Genomic DNA, 16,526 nt, shown 5'->3' on the forward strand with positions numbered 1-16,526 from the left:
CGCGTCACCCTGGGCGTCATCGGCCCGGCGCGGCCCTCACTCGCCGACGCGGCGGGCCAGCAGGGTGACCGTCTCCTCCGGTGACAACGCGGCCGCGAGCAGCGCCTCGGTCATCCGCTCGTAGCGGTCGACGTCGAGCACGGTGGCCAACCGGACGTCGGTGGTCAACGCCTCGAGCATCACCGTCCGCGGGTCCGCGGGGTCGGGAAAGGCATAGCAGGAGTACGGCGTGAGCGGGTGCAGCCCGCCGCCGGCCACCCCGCGTGGCAGCAGCCGCACCGTGACATGGGACAGCCCGGTCACGGCGACCAGGTGCCGCAGCTGTTCACGCCAGACCGCTACCGGCAGGTCACCCGGGTCGCAGACCGCCTCGGCGAGCACCGCCGTGTAACGCGGCGGGTACGCCCGGCGCAGCACCTCCTGCCGCAACGCCCGGGCGCGCACCTCGGCCTCCACATCGACCTCCGGTGTGAGCTGGGCGCCGGCCGCGACCAGCAACCGGGCGTACGCGGGTGTCTGGAGCAGCCCCGGCACGATCGCCGGTTGGTATTCGACGATGTCGGCGGCGCCCGCCTCCAACTCGGCGTAGGTGCGTTGCCGCTCGCTCATGTCGCCCAGCGTCTTCCACCAGCCTCGGCTGGTCGCCGCGTCCCGGGCGATCACGATCAGCGCGTCACGGGCCGGTGTCGGCACCTTGTAGATGTCCAGCAGATCCAGCACATCGGCGAGGTCCGGGCGGCTCTGGCCCAGCTCGATGCGGGACAGCTTCGACGTCGAGGCCCAGCCCAGCCGGTCGCAGACCTGCTCCAGGGTCAGCGCCTCGCGCCGGCGTAGCTGGCGCAACTCTGCGCCGAGACGTGCACGTCGAATGACAGGACTTGTTGGCAGCGGCATCCCGGCCTCCCCATCGAGGGAGAGTACGCAGGACGATCACCCAGTGCAATAGATTGCTCGCGCACCGCAATCAGGTCCCATCCGCGCTGTCGACCGGTCGGACCGGCCCGTACCTGCTGTTTCCGCACGTCGGCGGCGGGTGCCGGCACGGCGTGAGTCCCATGCCCGCGCGGCGTGAGTCCCGTGCCCGGCACGGCCCGCCTCCCGTGCCCGGCACGGCCCGACTCCCGTGGCCGGCACGGGCCTGACTTTCGTGCCCGACAGGGCCTCAGTACGGTGCCGGTACGGCTCGGTCAGGGGCGGTAGGTGCCGAAGGACCAGACGGTGCCGGCCAGGTCGCGGGCGGCGTAGTCACGGGAGCCGTAGTCGGTGTCGAACGGCTCGCGTGTGATCTCGGCGCCGGCCGCGCGGGCCTGGGCGCAGTGGGCGTCGACGTCCGGCACCGCCACGTAGACCGACCAGGCGTCGTCGGCCGGCCGAGGCGTCGCGTCGGCCCGACCGCCCAACATGATCATGCCGGTGTCGAGGACGAGTTCGGCGTGCGCGATCGTGCCGTCCGGCGCCTCGTGCACCTCGTGCACCTGGAAGCCGAAGGCGGCGCAGAGCCAGTCGATCGCGGAGCGGGGATCGGGGTAACGGAGGATCGGATAGACGGTTCGCATGACCCGATTCTGCCGCCGGCGGCCCGGATCCGGATTGGACGAATGTGACCTCGGCGGGTCGCCCCTCGACTGCGTGGTGGTGTCAGCCCGCCATCGTCGACCGGGCGGCCAGCAGCGCGGCCGGAGTGGCCCCCGCGAACTGGTGGAAGTCCCGGATCAGGTGAGACTGGTCGTAGTAACCGCATCGAGCCGCCACCGCGGCCCAGTCGACGATCCGTCCCGCGCTGGCCGGGTCCTCACCGGCCTCGGACTGCCCGGACCCGGCCGGCGGCCCGGCACCCGGCCCGCCCATGGCGCTCGGCCCGCCCTTGGCGCTCGGTCCGATGGTCGCGCCGACGTCGGTCAGCGCCGCGCACGCGTGGTGGAAGCGCAGCAACCGGGCGGCCATCTTGGGCGGCAGCCCGACCTCCTGCCGGAACCGGGACGCGAGGTGCCGCCGACTCCAGCCCAGCTCGTCGGCGAGCACACCGACACTCCCCTGCCCACCGCTGGCGACGAGCCATTGCCACGCCCAGTCGAGCCGGGCGTCCACCGGCGGGGACGCCGCCAGCCGAGCGGCGAGCATCCTGTCGAGCAGGGCGAACCGCTCCGGCCAGCCCGCCGCCTCGGCGAGCCGGACGCGCAGCCGATCCAGCCAACGGCCCGGGAACTGCCCGACCCCGACGGCCCGGTTGGTCAGCTCGCTCAGCGGCAGACCGAGGAGTCGGCGAGCGGTCAGTGGCGCGAGCAGCAACTCGACGCCCTCCCCCACACCCACCGTGCGGGTGGTGCACCAGCCGTCGAAGGTGCCGGCCACGAACGAGTCGACCCTCTGGACGCCGCGCTCCGCGCTGCGCGGGTCGGTCACGTCCAGCGGCGCGCCCCAACCCAGGATCAGCACCACGAAGACGCCCGCCGACTCCCGGCGGACCAGCGGTGTGTCCGCCCGTTCCCGGTAGCCGACGTACCGGTCGACGAACGGACGGAGGCGGACGTCGGGAAGCCCGAGGACCATCTCGTCGACCGGTGCCACCGCCGTCAACCCCGCCCGCCCTTCGCGCGCCCCGGCCGACCGCGCCCCAGCCCAGCGCTGGTCGTGGCCTACCGGGTGGTCGTCACTTCACGCCGGCGGCGTCCATGCCGCGCAGCTCCTTCTTCAGGTCGGAGACCTCGTCGCGGATCCGGGCAGCCAGCTCGAACTGCAGCTCGCGGGCCGCGGCCAGCATCTGGTCGTTGAGCTCCTGGATGAGCTGGGCGAGGTCGGCGCGGGCCATCCCCTCTCGCGAGGTGGTGGCGGAGGCCCGGCTCCGGCTGCGGGTCTCCTTGACCGGTGCCTTGCCCCGGGAGAGCTGACGCACCGCACCGCCGACCCGGGAGTTCTCGGTGTCCTCCGCCTCGCGGTAGATGTCGTCCAGGATGTCGTGGATCTTCTTACGCAGCGGCTCCGGGCTGATCCCGTGCGCCTCGTTGTGCGCGATCTGCTTGGCCCGGCGCCGATCGGTCTCGTCGATGGCGTTCGCCATCGAGGGGGTGATCTTGTCGGCATACATGTGCACCTGACCGGAGACGTTACGGGCGGCCCGCCCGATCGTCTGGATCAGCGACCGGCCGCTGCGCAGGAAGCCCTCCTTGTCAGCGTCGAGGATCGCCACCAGCGACACCTCGGGAAGGTCCAGACCTTCGCGGAGCAGGTTGATGCCGACCAGCACGTCGTAGTCGCCCTTGCGCAACTCGCTCAGCAGCTCCACCCGGCGCAGCGTGTCGACCTCCGAGTGCAGGTAGCGCACCCGGATGCCGTTCTCCAGGAGGTAGTCGGACAGGTCCTCGGCCATCTTCTTGGTCAGGGTGGTGACCAGCACCCGCTCGTCCCGCTCGGTGCGCAGCTTGATCTCGTGCATCAGGTCGTCGATCTGACCCTTGGTCGGCTTGATCACGACCTCGGGGTCGATCAGGCCGGTAGGGCGGATGACCTGCTCGACGAACTCGCCCTGGGCCTGGCCCATCTCCCACGGACCGGGGGTCGCGGAGAGGAACACCATCTGGCCGACCCGCTCCAGGAACTCGTCGAAGCGCAGCGGCCGGTTGTCGGCCGCGCTGGGCAGCCGGAAGCCGTGGTCGATCAACATCCGCTTGCGGGACGCGTCGCCCTCGTACATGCCGCCGATCTGCGGGATCGTCACGTGCGACTCGTCGACCACGGTGAGGAAGTCGTCGGGGAAGTAGTCGAGCAGGCAGTGCGGCGGGCTGCCGGGCAGCCGCCCGTCCATGTGCATCGAGTAGTTCTCGATGCCGGAGCAGAAGCCCACCTGCCGCATCATCTCGATGTCGTAGGTGGTGCGCATCCGCAGCCGCTGCGCCTCCAGCAGCTTGCCCTGCCGCTCCAGCTCGGCGAGCCGCTCGGCCAGCTCCGCCTCGATGTCACGGATCGCCCGCTCCATCCGCTCCGGACCGGCCGCGTAGTGCGTGGCCGGGAAGATCACCAGCTGGTCGACCTCGCGGACCACGTCACCGGTCAACGGGTTGAGGTAGTAGAGCTTCTCCACCTCGTCACCGAACAGCTCGATGCGGACCGCCAGCTCCTCGTACGCCGGGATGATCTCCAGCGTGTCGCCGCGGACCCGGAAGGTGCCCCGCTGGAAGGCCATGTCGTTGCGGGTGTAGCGGATGTCGACCAGCCGCCGCAGCAACTGGTCGCGGTCGACCTCCTGGCCGACGCCGACCCGGATCGCCCGGTCGAGGTATTCCTCGGGGGTGCCCAGGCCGTAGATCGCCGACACGGTGGCCACCACGACCACGTCGCGGCGGGTGAGCAGCGACATCGTCGCCGAGTGCCGCAGCCGCTCGACCTCCTCGTTGATCGAGGAGTCCTTCTCGATGTAGGTGTCGGTCTGCGGAATGTATGCCTCGGGCTGGTAATAGTCGTAGTACGAGACGAAGTATTCGACGGCGATGTCCGGCATCAGCTCGCTGAATTCCTTGGCCAACTGCGCGCAGAGCGTCTTGTTCGGGGCGAGCACCAGGGTCGGGCGCTGCAGCCGCTCGATCAGCCACGCGGTGGTGGCGCTCTTGCCGGTGCCGGTCGCGCCGAGCAGCACGGTGTTGCGGTCGCCGCGCCGAACCCGACGCTCCAGATCGTCGATGGCGGCCGGCTGGTCGCCGGCCGGCTGAAAGTCACTGACGACCTGGAAGCGGCCGTCGAGCCGAGGAATGTCGAGCGCCATGACCTCAACGGTACGCCGGAGGTCCGACAGGAACGGCCGTCACGCCAGGTACGTGATCAGCTTCAATATTCCCATTGTGTGGCGCATGTCACCGGGACTACCCTCTCCATGTAGGCCGCTCGCGGCGGCCGACCGGGCCGGTGGCCAGGCCGTCATCACGGCCGGCCGCCCCCGGCACTGCGGTCGCAGCACCCGGCTCGCCCGGCGTGCGCACCCGTGTGGTCGCGCTCGAGGCGCAGACCGGCCGCCGCGAGCGCCCCTGCTCGTCACCCCAGCGCCTCCCCGCCCGTTTCACCTCCGTGGACACCTCCCCGACCCCGGAACCTGACACCACGCCCAGAGGCACGCCCCGGCCGGACGGCACCGCCGCCGGGCGACCCAGCACCCCCACCACCGGGCGGCCCAGCACCCCCACCACCGGGCGACCCAGCACCCCCACCACCGGGCGGCCCAGCACCCCCACCACCGGGCGGCCCAGCACCCCCACCACCGGGCGACCCAGCACCCCCACCACCGGGCGACCCAGCACCCCCACCACCGGGCGGCCAGGCACCGGGCGGCACCGCACCGGCTCGGCCAGCGCCTCCGAGGCCACCCCGACCACCGACACCGGCAGCGGGTCCACGACCGGGCGGCCCACCGACGCCCGCCGAGCCGCCACCGGTAGGGGGCCCGAGGAAATCGGGACGACCAGCCGCCTCGACGACACCGCAGACCCCGCCTCCCGAACGGCGGGCACCGCCGGTCCGGCACCGGCCAGCCGTCGCCGACGTACGGTGCTGCTGTTGCTCGCTCTGACCGCGGCGACGTCCGCGACGGCGTTGGTGCTCGGGCTGTTGAGCTGGGCACCCGATCCGCCCGAGCCGGCCCGGCCGCTGACCCTCGCGGAGGGCGAGCGGCTGGCCGCCATGCGGGTCACCAACCTGCGGGACCTGCGCACCGGAGTCCGCGTCACGGCCGGCACCGACGCCGCCCGAATCGAGCTGGTGGGCTGGGTCGACTGGTCTCGGTCACTGCTCTACGTCGACGTGGGCGGGCCCGGCGCGGGTGCTGAGCGCGGGCTGTTGCAGAGAAGCGGCCCGGTGCTGGTGATCCGGCCTGACCCGGCGGCGGTGCCCACCCCCGCCGCCCCGCCACTGGTGCCTCCGACGGACCGTTGGCGGCTGCACCGCCTGACATCCGGGGCAAACCTCGCACCGGTGCTCGATCTGCTCCTCGGCATCGCCGCCGACCGCCCGGACCCGACCCGGACGGTGCCTGGCGGCGACGCGCGGTGGATCTCCCGGGACACCATGGCGGGCGGCCCGGTGGACGTCCTCCAGGCGCCACTGCCCGCCCGGACAGCACCCGCCACCAGCGCAGCACCGGGTAGCACGGCACCGGGCACCGTGGCGCCCGTGCCGGACGCCGGGTCGGCGGGCACCGATCCGGACACGCAGACCCGGTACTGGCTCGACCAGGACGCCCGGCTGCACAAGCTGGTGACGCGGTTGCCCGGCGTCGGCCCGGTCACGATGATTCTCAACCGGGCCGACCGGCCGACACTGCGGCCGGTGGACGCGCTCGGCGGCCGGCCCGGCCTGCCCCGCGCGTTGACCAACGCCGAGCAGCGCCGGCTGGACCGGCTACCGGCCCGGCTACGCGCCCAGGGTGGTGCCACGGTGACGCTGACCGCGCCGGTAGGCACGGAAACGAACCTGCGGGGCGCCGGCTGGGTGAGCTGGACCGCGCGTACCGCGTACCTCGCGGTTGCCGATCTGGGCGTACCGGATCGGCGGACCCTGCTGCGGCGCGACAGCGTCGGTCTGGCCCGGGCGGACCTGCCGGCGGTCCCTGCTGGTGGTGGCACCGCGGAGGCGCCGGGCCGGCCACCGCTGCCGCCTCCGGCCGGGACGTGGCGGGTCTCCCGATCCGGCGGGGACGACCTGAGCCTGCTCGTTGACGCCGCGGTGGCCGCCGGGTCGGTCGGGCCGAACGGTGCGGCGGTGCGGGTACGCGAGGACGTCGTCGTCGGGCGGACCGTGGACGTCGTCGAGTCGGGCCCGGCCGACGCGCGGCTGCGCTACTGGATCGACCGGGACGGGTCGCTACGCCGGCTGGAGCTGTACACCGGCGCCAGCGCGTGGGCCCAACTGGATCTCAACCCCGCCGTGGTGCCTCGGCTGGCCCCGATTCCCCGCCCGGCCGCCAAGCCTCGGCCGCCGACCCCTCGGCCCGGCGCCCGCTGACCCGCCGACTCCTCGGCCCCGCGCCCGCTGACCCGTGACCCTCAGGGCCGCCAGTCGGCCTGTGCGGCCCACCGCTCGGCCCGCAGGTACTCCTCGTCGAACCACGGGTGGCCGGCCGTGCCGGAGTCGCCCGCCTCCGGCGCCGCGTCGACCAGGTCCCGCTTGAGCAGCAGGTACGCGGCCCGCTGATCCGGGTCGGCACGCAGGTGGTCGCGCATCAGCAGCGCGTACCGCCAGCCCGGGGAGCCCGCCGCCCGCACGTGCAGGCGCACCGGGCGGCCCGGGTCCGCGTTGCCGTGCAGCCGCTTCTCCCACCGACCACTGCCGGCCGGGCGCGGATCGTCCCACCACTGCCCCGGCACCCGCGGGAAACCGGCGTTCGCCAACCGGTCGGCCAGCGCCCCGTCGGCGTCGGCGAGGCTGGGCACGGCCACCTGGACGTCGATGACGTCCCGGGCGGCGAGGCCGGGCACCGCGGTCGAGCCGATGTGGTCGATCCGCAGGTCGTCCGAGCCGAGCGCGTGCCGGATCCGGGCGGCCAGCCGCGCGTACTGCTCGGGCCAACTCGCGTCGCTCCCCGCCAGGTCCACCCGACCCGGCGGGACCGCCCGCCGCTCGCGCAGGTTGTTCTCGTAGGGCAGCAGCCGCTGCCACCAGAGCGCGTCCACGGCGTCATGCAGCGCCGCCAGGCTCCCGTCGTTGGTCAGCACCACGTCCGCAGCCGCCCGGCGACGGGCGTCGTCGGCCTGGGCGGCGATTCGCCGCTCGGCCTCCGCGAGACCCATCCCCCGGTCGCGCGCCAGCCGTTCCAGTCGCGTCGTCACGGCCGTCTGCACCACGATCACGAGGTGGTACGTGGGCGCGAGACCCACCTCGACCAGCAGCGGTACGTCGTTGACGACGATCGCGTCGGGTGCCGCCGCGGCGGCCAGCTCTGCGGTGCGGGCCCGAATCCGGGGATGGGTGATCGCCTCCAGCCGACGACGGGCGGTCTCGTCGGCGAACACCACCGCGCCCAGTGCGGCACGGTCCAGCGCGCCATCGGCATCCAGCACCGCGTCGGAGAAGGCGGCAACGATCTCGGCCAGTCCTTCCGTGCCCGGCGCCACGACCTCCCGGGCCACCCGGTCGGCGTCGATGAGCACCGCGCCCCGCTCGACGAGCCGCGCGGCCACCGCGCTCTTGCCCGACCCGATCCCGCCGGTCAACCCCACCCTCAGCACCCGACCAGTCAACCGGATCACGAGCCCGGCCGCCAAACCCACCGACAACCCAGCAAGATCACCCGGCCCGACCCGACCCGACGCGGCCCGACCCGACGCGGCCCGGCCCGGCCCGGCCCGACCCGACGCGGCCCGGCCCGGCCCGGCCCGGCCCGGCGCGGCCCGGCGCGGCCCCGACCCCGACCCCGACCCCGACCCCGCAAGATCGTGCTCGATCCAGGATGTAGTGGTGTTCTGGCGGCACGGAGGCCCCTACATCCTGGATCGAGCGCGATCTTGCAATCAGCCGGCCTCCGCACGTGGCGCGCTGGCCGCAGCCCGCCGGAGTCAGCCGGCCTCCGCGCACGGCGCGCTGGCCGCAGCCCGCCGGAGTCAGCCGGCCTCCGCGCACGGCGCGCTGGCCGCAGCCCGCCGGAGTACGGCGAAGGCCCCGCCCCCAACGATCCGGAGATCGCGGGGACGGGGCCTGTCGTCGTTCAGCGGGTCACTTACCGCCGGCGAGCTTCTCCCGCAGTGCGGCGAGCGCCTCGTCGGTGGCCAGGGTGCCGGCCGGCTCCTCGGCCTGCCGGCTCGGGGCCGGGCTGGACGAAGAGGTGGTGCCACCGCCACCGCCGCCAGCGGCCGGGACGGCCGGAGTCGGGTTGGCAGCGGCCTCGGCGTCGGCAGCCCGAGAGGTCTGCACCTGCTTGGTGTGGGCCTCCCAGCGCAGACGAGCCTCGGCGTACTGGCTCTCCCAGGTCTCGCGCTGCTTGTCGTACCCCTCGAGCCACTCGCCCGTCTCCGGGTCGAAGCCGTCCGGGTAAATGTAGTTGCCCTCGGTGTCGTACGTCGCGGCCATGCCGTAGAGGGTCGGGTCGAAGTGCTCCTCGCCCTCGACGAAGCCCTCGTTGGCCTGCTTGAGCGACAGCGAGATCCGGCGGCGCTCCAGGTCGATGTCGATGACCTTGACCATGACCTCGGAGCCGACCTGGACGACCTGCTCCGGGATCTCCACGTGGCGCTCGGCCAGCTCGGAGATGTGGACCAGGCCCTCGATGCCGTCGTCCACCCGGACGAACGCACCGAACGGCACCAGCTTGGTGACCTTACCCGGCACGATCTGCTGGATCGCGTGGGTGCGGGCGAACTGCCGCCACGGGTCTTCCTGGGTCGCCTTCAGCGACAGCGAGACCCGCTCGCGGTCCAGGTCGACGTCCAGGACCTCGACCTCGACCTCCTGGCCCACCTCGACGACCTCGGACGGGTGGTCGATGTGCTTCCAGGACAGCTCGGAGACGTGCACCAGACCGTCGACGCCGCCGAGGTCCACGAATGCGCCGAAGTTGACGATCGAGGACACGACGCCCTTGCGGACCTGGCCCTTCTGCAGCTTGTTGAGGAACTCGGTGCGCACCTCAGACTGCGTCTGCTCCAGCCAGGCCCGGCGGGACAGAACCACGTTGTTGCGGTTCTTGTCCAGCTCGATGATCTTGGCCTCGAGCTCCCGCCCGACATACGGCTGCAGGTCGCGCACGCGCCGCATCTCGACCAGGGACGCGGGCAGGAAGCCGCGCAGCCCGATGTCGAGGATGAGGCCGCCCTTGACCACCTCGATGACCGAACCGCGGACGACGCCGTCCTCGTCCTTGATCTTCTCGATCGTGCCCCAGGCCCGCTCGTACTGTGCCCGCTTCTTGGAGAGGATCAGACGACCCTCCTTGTCCTCCTTCTGGAGGACCAGGGCCTCGATGTGGTCACCAACCGTCACAACCTCGGCGGGGTCCACATCGTGCTTGATCGACAACTCACGAGAGGGGATGACACCCTCGGTCTTGTAGCCGATGTCGAGCAGGACCTCGTCCCGATCGACCTTGACGACGGTGCCTTCGACAATGTCGCCGTCGTTGAAGTACTTGATGGTCTCGTCGATCGCGGCGAGGAATGCCTCCTCGGAACCGAGATCGTCGTGGGTGACCCGGGTGGCGCTCGAGGGGGCCTCGATGCTGCTCGTCATGTGGGCGGTTGCTCCGGTCGGTGGGTTGTCACAGCAGGCTGGTGTCGCAGTGACCTGTTCGCGCCAGCGGATCCGTCGCCGGGCACACCGAACGATCACAGTGGGATCATGATGTGACTCCGTCGACCGCGCACCTGCTCCCTGCCGAGACACACGATCCGCGAGCGCATCGTCTAGCCTACCGTGCGCATTACCACAGCGTGCAAGGCCTCCCGGCTTCTCTTCGTGCGATGACCTGCGAAAGCCGAACAATCGCCCGGAAACCACCCCTGCTGTCTCCTGCGTCACAGCGGTCCCAGGAGCACCACGGACCAGGTGGCCCGGCCGGCGGTGCGAGTGGGTCGGCGGGTCGGCCCCGCCCACCGCCCCCAGGAGCCGTCGCGGGGCCTAGCGTGAGCGCGTGGATGACGACAGCCGGGTCACCCGGCGCCGGGTGGGTGACGCCGAGGCCCGGCGGGCCAACCGCGGCTGGTGGGACACCGACGCCGACGACTACCAGGCTGAGCACGGCGCGTTCCTGGGGGACGTGGACTTCGTCTGGTGCCCGGAGGGGCTGCGCGAGGCCGACGCCCGGCTGCTCGGTGACCTTCCCGGGAGGCGGGTGCTGGAGGTGGGCGGCGGCGCGGCGGCGGCCGCCCGCTGGCTGGCGACCCAGGGCGCCTGGCCGGTCGCCTTCGACCTGTCCGCCGGCATGTTGCGGCACGCCGCCGAGGCTGCCGACCGCACCGGGGTACGCGTACCGCTGGTGCAGGCCGACGCGCTGGCCCTGCCGTTCGCCGACCGGTCGTTCGACGTCGCCTGCACCGCCTTCGGCGCGATCCCGTTCGTGGACGACTCGGCGGCCCTGCTCGCCGAGGTGCATCGTGTGCTGCGCCCCGGGGGGCGGTGGGTGTTCTCGGTGACCCACCCGATGCGCTGGATCTTCCTCGACGACCCGGGCGAGGGCGGACTGACCGCCGTGCACTCGTACTTCGACCGCTCCCCCTACGTGGAACAGGACGAATCCGGCGCGGCCACGTACCTTGAGCAGCACCGCACGCTCGGCGACCGGATCCGCGAGCTGGTCGGTGCCGGGTTCCGGCTGCTGGACCTGGTGGAGCCGGAGTGGCCAAAGGGACACGAGGGGATCTGGGGGCAGTGGAGCCCGCTACGGGGTCGGCTCTTCCCCGGCACCGCCATCTTCGTCACCGAGAAGCCCGCCGACTGAGCGCGTCGCACCCGCGGTCCGACCTTTGTCCCATCGATCGCCGGTAGGCTCGGCCCATGAGCGCGGAGCCCATCCCGACATCACCTGGCCCCTGGTGTCCGGACCCGACGCGGCAGCAGCGTGCCGACTACACGCTGGAGGACCTGCTCGCCCTGCCGGACGACGCCCCCCGCGTCGAACTCGTCGACGGAGTCATCCAGGTGACACCCTCCCCCACCCTGGGCCATCAGGACATCTCGTTCCTGGTACGTCTGTGGCTACACTCCCACGCGCCAGGAGACCTGCGGGTCGCCCAGGCCGTCGGTGTCGGGCTCGGCTTCAACACGAGCCGCCAGCCGGACGTCCTGCTGTACCGCGCCGAGGTGCCGTCCAATCGGTCCATGCTGAGGCCGGCAGATGTCGTCCTCGCCGTGGAGATCGTCTCGCCGGGCACCCGGCGGATCGACCGGTTCGCCAAACCCGGCGAGTACGCCGCCGCCGGCATCCCGTTCTACTGGCGGATCGAACAGGACCCGGTGCACGTCTACGCGTACCGGATCGGCGACCGGGTCGGGCCCGGCGGTGAGCGGCAGTACGAGCTGATCACCGACGGTGCCGACGTGATCGAGCTGACCGAACCGTTCGAGATCAAACTTCCGATCGCCGAGATCACGCCGTAGTCGGCCGCTTCGGCTGCTGTTTCACCCCTGCGGTGCCGGGTAGCCGGAGCGTATGGCCGAGCAGAGGGAATTCCGCGACGGCGACCACGTCTCCTGGGCCAGTCACAGCGGCCGGGCGTACGGCGTGGTCAAGGAAAAGCTGACCGATCGGACGCACGTACGCGGGCACCCCGTGAACGCGACCGACGACGACCCGCAGTACCGGATCCGCAACGACGACTCGGGCCGTGACGTGGCCCACCGACCCGAGGTGCTGCGCCATGAGCAAGGCTGACGACCAGGGCCGCGACACCTACCGGGAGTTCACCGAGGCGGTGAACATGAAGCCCGGCGAGTTGTCCGGCTGGCTGGAGACCGACGAGTCGAAGCAGGTCGGTTGGCACAAGGGCGGCCAGTCCGGTGGCGGCGAGTCCGTTGGGCACGACTCCGGCCGGAAGATCGTCAACCTGTTGCGTCGTAAGCGCGGCGACCTGTCCGAGGGCGACTACAAGCACATGCGCAAGGTGATCGGCTACGTCCGCCGACACATGGCGCAACGCCCGTCCGGCAACGTCCGCGACACCAAATGGCGCTGGTCCCTCATGAACTGGGGCCACGACCCCCTGAAGTAGCCGGCCAGGCCGGCCCCGTCGCAGGGGGCGACACGGAGCGTGAGGTCCACCCGGATCGACACCCCGACGAGCGTTATGACTCAACGGTATAAATATGCCTCTGAGTCATAGCGCTCACAACAGGTGAGTCGCCAGCCCAGCACTCTGATGACCAACGCCGAACAGCACCGATCACGGCAACCTCGTCAGGGTTCCGGGGCAGCCCGACCCGCGCAGAGATCAAGCCTGACCGCCCGGAGCGGGTCGGGCTGCCCCGGAACCCCCACCGCAACAAGAAAATCAGTGATCAGCGCTGTTCCAGTCCCGCCCTTCGCCGACCGACACCTCCAACGGCACCGACAGCGGATACGCCCCGCCCATCTCCCGCCGGACCAGTGCCTCCAACGCTTCCCGCTCACCGGGGGCGACCTCGAAGACCAGTTCGTCGTGCACCTGCAACAGCATCCGCGACCGGAGAGCGGCCTCGCCGAGCGCGGTGTCGACGTGCAGCATCGCCACCTTGATGATGTCGGCAGCGGAGCCCTGGATCGGGGCGTTGAGCGCCATCCGCTCGGCGATGTCGCGGCGCTGCCGGTTGTCGCTGACCAGGTCGGGCAGGTAGCGGCGGCGACCCAGGATGGTCGAGGTGTAGCCGTCCTGGCGTGCCCGGGCGACCACCTGCTGCAGGTAGTCGCGCACCCCGCCGAAGCCGGCGAAGTAGTTTTCCATCAGCCCGCGCGCCTCGTCGGTGCCGATGCTGAGCTGCTGGGACAGGCCGAACGCGCTCAACCCGTACGCCAGGCCGTAGTTCATGGCCTTGATCTTGCGGCGCTGGTCGGGGGTGACCTCGTCGAGCGGCACCCCGAAGACCGACGAGGCGGTGGTGGCGTGGAAGTCGGCGCCGGAGTTGAAGGCGTCGATCAGCGCGTCGTCCGACGACAGGTGCGCCATGATGCGCATCTCGATCTGGCTGTAGTCGGCGGTGAGCAGGCACTCGTAGCCCTCCCCCACCACGAAGGCCCGACGGATGCGCCGGCCCTCCTCGGTGCGGATCGGGATGTTCTGCAGGTTGGGCTCCGTGGAGGAGAGCCGGCCGGTGGCCGCCACCGTCTGGTTGAAGGTGGTGTGGATCCGGCCGTCGTCGGAGACCGACTTGAGCAGACCGTCCACTGTCGACTTGAGCTTGGCCACGTCCCGGTGGCGCAGCAGGTGGGCCAGCACGGGGTGCGGGTTCTGCGCGTAGAGCCACTGCAGGGCGTCGGCGTCGGTGGTGTAACCCGTCTTGATCTTCTTGGTCTTCGGCAGGCCCAACTCGGTGAAGAGGATCTCCTGCAACTGCTTGGGCGAGCCGAGGTTGAACTCCCGACCCACCGCCTCGTACGCGCCCTGCGCGGCGGCCTTCACCTCGGCGGCGAAGTGCGCCTCCAACTCGGACAGATAATCCGTGTCGGCGGCGATGCCGGTGCTCTCCATGCCGGCCAGCACCCGCATCAGCGGCAGCTCCACCCCGGCCATCAGCCGGGCGGACTGCTCGCCGTCGCGGGACAGCTCAGCGTCGATCGCGTCGGCCAGGTCGAGGGTCGCCCGGGCCTGGAGCATCAGGTTCTGCTCGACCACGCCCTCGTCGCCCAACCCGTCGAGGGTGAGCTGGCCGGACTCCGGGACGTCCACCCGCAGCTCCCGGTGCAGGTAGCGCAGCGCGAGGTCGGTCAGATCGTAGGACCGCTGGTCGGGGCGGGCCAGGTACGCGGCGATCTGGGTGTCACGGACGATGCCGGTGAGCTGCCAGCCGTGCGCGGCGCAGGACAGCACGGCCGGTTTGCTGTCGTGCAGCACCTTGGGGCGCTGGGCGTCGGCCAACCAGCCGGCCAGGGCGCCTTCGTCGGTCGGGTCGAGCCCTGCCGGGTCGACCCAGGCCGCGGCACCGCCAGCGGTGGCCAGCGCCAGACCGGTGATCGAGGCGGTGTGCCGGCGGTTCGGGCCGGTGTCGAGCTTGACCGCCAACCCGACCGGGGTGCCGGTCGGGGCGTGCGTGGTCAGCCAGCCCGCCAGCGCGCCGGGCTCGGTGAGCACCTCGCCGGTGAGGTCGAAACCGGACTCGGCCTCTGGCTCGACCGCCTCCAGGTATTGATAGAGACGGTCGCGCAGGATGCGGAACTCCAGGGTGTCGAAGACCTGGTGCACCGCCTCCCGGTCCCAACCGGTCCACCGGGTGTCCTCCGGGCGCAGCGGCAGCTCCAGGTCGGAGACGAGGCGGTTGATCTCGTAGTTGCGGATCACGTCGGCGAGCCGTTCGCGCAGGCTGTCGCCGGCCTTGCCCTTGATCTCGTCGGCGCGGGCGATCACGCCCTCCACACCGCCGTACATGGTGATCCACTTGGCTGCGGTCTTCGGACCGACGCCCGGGATGCCGGGCAGGTTGTCACTGGTCTCGCCGACCAGTGCGGCCAGGTCCCGATACTGCTGCGGCCCGACGCCATACTTCGCCTCGATCGCCGCCGGGTCCATCCGGGCCAGATCGGAGACGCCCTTGCGCGGATAGAGAACGGTGACCTGGTCGTCGACCAGTTGGAACGCATCCCGGTCACCGCTGCTGATCAGCACCGTCATGCCCTGGTCGCGAGCCTGGCAGGCGAGCGTGGCGATGACGTCGTCGGCCTCGTAGCCCGGCATCTCCACCACCGGGATCTGCAGCGCGGCCAGGACCTCCTTGACCAGGCTGACCTGGCCCTTGAAGTCGGTCGGGGTCTCGCTGCGGCCGGCCTTGTACTCCGCGTACCTGTCGGTGCGGAAGGAGTGGCGGGAGACGTCGAAGGCCACGACGATGTGGGTGGGCTGCTCGTCGCGCAACACGTTGATCAGCATCGAGGTGAAGCCATACACCGCGTTGGTCGGCTGACCCGTCGTGGTGGAGAAGTTTTCCACAGGCAGGGCGAAGAACGCCCGGTATGCCATGGAATGTCCGTCGACGAGGAGCAGGCGCGGCGTCGTAGCTGTCACGGCAGCGACTCTAGCCCGCCGCTACGACAGACCGGGACACCGGCACGGCACCCGGCGCGGCCGTCGTACGACCGCGCCGGGTACGGCTCAGAGCACCTTGGCCAGGAACGCCTTCGTCCGGTCGTGCCGGGGGTTGGCGATCACCTCGCGCGGCGCGCCGGACTCGACCACCACCCCGTCGTCCATGAAGATCAGCGAATCGCCGACCTCCCGGGCGAACCCGATCTCATGGGTCACCACGATCATCGTCATGCCATCGCGGGCCAGGTCCTTCATCACGTCGAGCACCTCGCCGACCAACTCCGGGTCCAGCGCGCTGGTGGGCTCGTCGAAGAGCATCAGCTTCGGCTGCATCGCCAACGCCCGGGCGATCGCCACCCGCTGCTGTTGCCCACCGGAGAGCTGCCCGGGGTAGCTGCTCAGCTTGTCGCCGAGTCCGACCCGCTGGAGCAGCGCGGCGGCCCGGTCCCGGGCGGCGGCCTTGCGCTCCCGGCCCAGCAGCACCGGTGCCTCGGCGACGTTCTGCAGGGCGGTCATGTGCGGAAAGAGGTTGAACCGCTGGAACACCATGCCGATCGCGCGGCGCTGGGCGGCGATCTCCTTCTCCCGCATCTCGTGCAGCTTGCCGCCGCGCTCCCGGTAGCCGATCAGGTCGCCGTCCACCCGGATCCGTCCGGCGTCGATCTTCTCCAGGTGGTTGATGCAGCGCAGGAACGTCGACTTGCCCGAGCCGGAGGGCCCGAGCAGACAGCAGACCTCGCCGCTGCGGACCTCCAGGTCGATGCCCTTGAGCACCTCGATCGACCCGAACGACTTGTGCACCTGCTCGGCCCGGACCATCACGCCGTCGCCGGTCGTCGTCCCCGCGGC

Annotated in this window: 13 protein-coding genes and 1 pseudogene; 5 read left to right on the plus strand and 9 right to left on the minus strand. The window is 71.4% G+C overall.

Annotated features, from left to right (window positions below):
* Window positions 1-36: 36 nt before the first annotated feature.
* The 5 genes from ABZS37_RS18980 to ABZS37_RS19000 all read right to left on the minus strand — a co-directional run bounded on the left by ABZS37_RS18980 (window position 37) and on the right by ABZS37_RS19000 (window position 5,396).
* Complete coding sequence (locus tag ABZS37_RS18980; RefSeq protein ID WP_355170567.1) at window positions 37-894, minus strand: helix-turn-helix transcriptional regulator; 858 nt, start codon at window positions 892-894, stop codon at window positions 37-39.
* 293 nt (window positions 895-1,187) lie between these two features.
* Window positions 1,188-1,556 (minus strand): VOC family protein, encoded by a 369-nt coding sequence (locus ABZS37_RS18985; RefSeq protein WP_355170569.1) that lies wholly within the window; start codon window positions 1,554-1,556, stop codon window positions 1,188-1,190.
* An 82-nt stretch (window positions 1,557-1,638) separates the two neighbouring features.
* Entirely contained in the window at window positions 1,639-2,568 is a 930-nt protein-coding gene (locus tag ABZS37_RS18990; RefSeq protein ID WP_355170571.1) for a helix-turn-helix domain-containing protein, read from the minus strand.
* Window positions 2,569-2,650: 82 nt separating this feature from the next.
* Window positions 2,651-4,756 carry an excinuclease ABC subunit UvrB gene (gene uvrB, locus ABZS37_RS18995; protein ID WP_355170573.1) on the minus strand — a complete coding sequence of 702 codons (2,106 nt, stop codon included), beginning with the start codon at window positions 4,754-4,756 and terminating at the stop codon, window positions 2,651-2,653.
* A gap of 97 nt (window positions 4,757-4,853) precedes the next feature.
* Complete coding sequence (locus ABZS37_RS19000; RefSeq protein ID WP_355170575.1) at window positions 4,854-5,396, minus strand: hypothetical protein; 543 nt, start codon at window positions 5,394-5,396, stop codon at window positions 4,854-4,856.
* A 145-nt stretch (window positions 5,397-5,541) separates the two neighbouring features.
* Here ABZS37_RS19000 and ABZS37_RS19005 point away from each other — a divergent pair, with 145 nt between their 5' ends.
* The gene (locus ABZS37_RS19005; protein WP_355170577.1) at window positions 5,542-6,984 is read left to right on the plus strand and encodes a hypothetical protein; all 1,443 of its coding nucleotides are present in this window, start codon (window positions 5,542-5,544) and stop codon (window positions 6,982-6,984) included.
* 41 nt (window positions 6,985-7,025) lie between these two features.
* Here the strand turns inward: ABZS37_RS19005 and coaE are convergent, their stop codons facing one another.
* Window positions 7,026-8,207 carry a dephospho-CoA kinase gene (coaE, locus tag ABZS37_RS19010; RefSeq protein ID WP_355170579.1) on the minus strand — a complete coding sequence of 394 codons (1,182 nt, stop codon included), beginning with the start codon at window positions 8,205-8,207 and terminating at the stop codon, window positions 7,026-7,028.
* A 484-nt stretch (window positions 8,208-8,691) separates the two neighbouring features.
* Entirely contained in the window at window positions 8,692-10,299 is a 1,608-nt protein-coding gene (gene rpsA, locus ABZS37_RS19015; RefSeq protein WP_355170581.1) for a 30S ribosomal protein S1, read from the minus strand.
* Between the two features lie 301 nt (window positions 10,300-10,600).
* On the opposite strand from rpsA, the gene ABZS37_RS19020 reads away from it, so the two are divergent.
* The 4 genes and pseudogenes from ABZS37_RS19020 to ABZS37_RS19035 all read left to right on the plus strand — a co-directional run.
* On the plus strand, window positions 10,601-11,407 hold the full coding sequence (locus tag ABZS37_RS19020) for a class I SAM-dependent methyltransferase (RefSeq protein ID WP_355170583.1): 807 nt from the start codon (window positions 10,601-10,603) through the stop codon (window positions 11,405-11,407).
* Between the two features lie 56 nt (window positions 11,408-11,463).
* Window positions 11,464-12,066, plus strand: a complete 603-nt coding sequence (locus tag ABZS37_RS19025; RefSeq protein ID WP_355170585.1) for a Uma2 family endonuclease — start codon at window positions 11,464-11,466, stop codon at window positions 12,064-12,066.
* A gap of 52 nt (window positions 12,067-12,118) precedes the next feature.
* Window positions 12,119-12,340 carry a DUF2945 domain-containing protein gene (locus ABZS37_RS19030; protein WP_355170587.1) on the plus strand — a complete coding sequence of 74 codons (222 nt, stop codon included), beginning with the start codon at window positions 12,119-12,121 and terminating at the stop codon, window positions 12,338-12,340.
* Window positions 12,327-12,674 (plus strand): annotated as a pseudogene (locus ABZS37_RS19035) (DUF3140 domain-containing protein); the annotation flags it as partial. The gene ABZS37_RS19030 and the pseudogene ABZS37_RS19035, both read left to right, overlap by 14 nt.
* A gap of 282 nt (window positions 12,675-12,956) precedes the next feature.
* Here ABZS37_RS19035 and polA read toward each other — a convergent pair.
* Complete coding sequence (gene polA / locus ABZS37_RS19040; RefSeq protein ID WP_355170589.1) at window positions 12,957-15,656, minus strand: DNA polymerase I; 2,700 nt, start codon at window positions 15,654-15,656, stop codon at window positions 12,957-12,959.
* A gap of 87 nt (window positions 15,657-15,743) precedes the next feature.
* A complete protein-coding gene (locus tag ABZS37_RS19045) occupies window positions 15,744-16,496 on the minus strand; it encodes an amino acid ABC transporter ATP-binding protein (RefSeq protein ID WP_355170693.1) in 753 nt (250 codons plus the stop codon).
* Window positions 16,497-16,526 lie beyond the last annotated feature (30 nt).

Source organism: Micromonospora sp. NPDC005413 (assembly GCF_040606435.1).
Classification (GTDB): Bacteria; Actinomycetota; Actinomycetes; order Mycobacteriales; family Micromonosporaceae; genus Micromonospora.